The organism is Brevibacillus sp. IT-7CA2 (assembly GCF_949767855.1).
In the GTDB taxonomy this organism is placed as follows: Bacteria; Bacillota; Bacilli; order Brevibacillales; family Brevibacillaceae; genus Brevibacillus.
The window spans coordinates 1-2,080 of record NZ_CATKQT010000027.1; the positions used below are offsets into that span (position 1 = coordinate 1).

Genomic DNA, 2,080 nt, shown 5'->3' on the forward strand with positions numbered 1-2,080 from the left:
AATCATTTAATGATAGACTCATTAACGCTTTCGCTGTTCAGTTTTCAAGGAGCAATTTCCTGTCCTCAAAGTTCATCGTTATTCGTGATGGCGTCTTAAGGACAAGAACTAATCTATCACGTTACCTATCTTTGAGTCAATATGTTTTTTAAAAAAGTTTTTAAGTATAATGCTCCTCCCCGAGTTTTCTGCGTCTGACATACTTGGATAACTCATTGGGAGAGGCGATTCTTGCATACATGCGAAACATGATGGAGTATCTCTCCTCCATAGCCCGCTTCACTAGTTGATCAATTCGTTTATCACTAAAATCAAGGAGCATCTCTTCCAGCTCACGTTTTAACAAGTATTCTAGTTCCTGTACTTCTTTCGTATTAAACAAAAACCCTAGCAACGATATCGCCCTCCGCCTTACGAGTCTCTCCTCTATCCTTTCCATCAAAATTCAGCCCTATTCAAAATAAAAAGCCCTCCGTTTAGGAAGGCTTCAATTTGTTCGCAAATCTGAATTATTTCAGTAAGTTCAATTGCTGCAGTTGTTGGCCCACTGTTTCCTTGAGAATGGTTGGCGTAATCGTGCTCTCCACAATAGCAGCAACGAATAACAGAACGATCACAGTAAGAACCGCTATTGGAAATTGCTTGAGCGTATCGTACCAGTCATTTTTCAATCGTGCCAGCTTGTGTGGTTGGATCAGAACTCCCACTGATCGTAAACTCAGCACTCCTAAACGGATACCCACTCCCGCTGCAAACAGGATAGCTGGGAGCTCAAAAATTCCATGTGGCATAATACCTGCACTAAAAATCAGCCATGGACTTACTCCCGCCGCACTGTATTTGAAAAGGATAAATCCAAGCAGCACTCCATTTGCGAGCAATCCAATTATAGGAAAGAATGCAAACAATATGCCCAGCGCCATCATCATCAATGCACTGAAAACATTATTGGAAAAAATCATCCAGAACACCGCTAAAGGTCCGCCGCCGTTGTCTTTTATCCGTTCAGCAATTTCCTTTAATTGGCCCATCATTTTATCGACCATATCTTCGACAAGCGGTGCTTGAAAATAACCAATCAAGGCACCACCAAAAAATAATAAGCATGCGGCGAAGAAATATTTTCGGTTATCAAGCCATAAATGCCGCAATCGATTGCCCATGCACCACACCCCTTTACTGCCTCTTCATTCACTATATGCATTGTACCTCAACAATAGCCAACAGGCCAAAGAATATCCTTGTCTTACCTGCATAAACTGTTATCGGACAAAGGAGGTGCTTATCCATGAAATTCATTTACGTGATCAGCGCGAAACGATTAAAGCAAATCTTAATTATCGTCGCGGCTATCGTACTCACAGCTGGAATTGGTTATGCGGAACGAGATTCAATTGCTGCCTTTGCTGAAGGTGCCAGCACGCAAGCCCCCCAAGCTATTTATAAGGTCGACACCAAAGAAAAGAAAATCGCCCTTACCTTTGACATTAGCTGGGGAGAAACACGAGCATTACCCATACTGGATGTGTTGAAAGAAAAAAAGGTAAACAAAGCGACCTTTTTCCTCTCCTCCCCTTGGAGTCAACGACATCCGGACATCTTGAAACGCATCAAAGAAGATGGCTTAGAAATTGGTTCGCACGGTCACAAGCACGATAATTACACCAAATACTCCGATGAAGAAATTCGCTCCCAAATGGCCAAAGCCGACTCCATTCTAACCGAAATGACTGGAAAAAAACCAACGCTCATTCGGATGCCAAATGGTGATTTTGACAAACGAGTGCTGGATATCGCGAATCGCATGGGTTATTCCGTCATCCAATGGGATACGGACTCAAAAGATTGGACCAATCCGGGGACTGATGTGATCATCAATAATGTATTATCGAAAGCTCATCCAGGAGACATCATCCTGATGCACGCGAGCGATTCTGCGAAAGATACACATCTTGCTCTCCCTGTGATCATTGATCAACTTCGCAAGGATGGCTATGAATTCGTTACGGTATCTGAACTCATTTCGGGTACAAGTGTAGACAGCAAAGAAATTCACTAAAACAAAAAAGCTGACCTTCAT

General features: G+C 42.6%; 3 protein-coding genes. 1 reads left to right on the forward strand and 2 read right to left on the reverse strand.

Going from position 1 to position 2,080, the window contains the following annotated elements:
• Nucleotides 1-160: 160 nt before the first annotated feature.
• A complete protein-coding gene (locus tag ACM6JA_RS16345) occupies nt 161-394 on the reverse strand; it encodes a hypothetical protein (RefSeq protein ID WP_007716307.1) in 234 nt (77 codons plus the stop codon).
• 115 nt (nt 395-509) lie between these two features.
• Nucleotides 510-1,163 carry a stage II sporulation protein M gene (locus ACM6JA_RS16350; RefSeq protein ID WP_414853158.1) on the reverse strand — a complete coding sequence of 218 codons (654 nt, stop codon included), beginning with the start codon at nt 1,161-1,163 and terminating at the stop codon, nt 510-512.
• Between the two features lie 125 nt (nt 1,164-1,288).
• On the opposite strand from ACM6JA_RS16350, the gene pdaB reads away from it, so the two are divergent.
• Nucleotides 1,289-2,059, forward strand: coding sequence for a polysaccharide deacetylase family sporulation protein PdaB (pdaB, locus tag ACM6JA_RS16355; protein ID WP_414853159.1), 771 nt, complete (start codon nt 1,289-1,291; stop codon nt 2,057-2,059).
• Nucleotides 2,060-2,080: the final 21 nt, after the last annotated feature.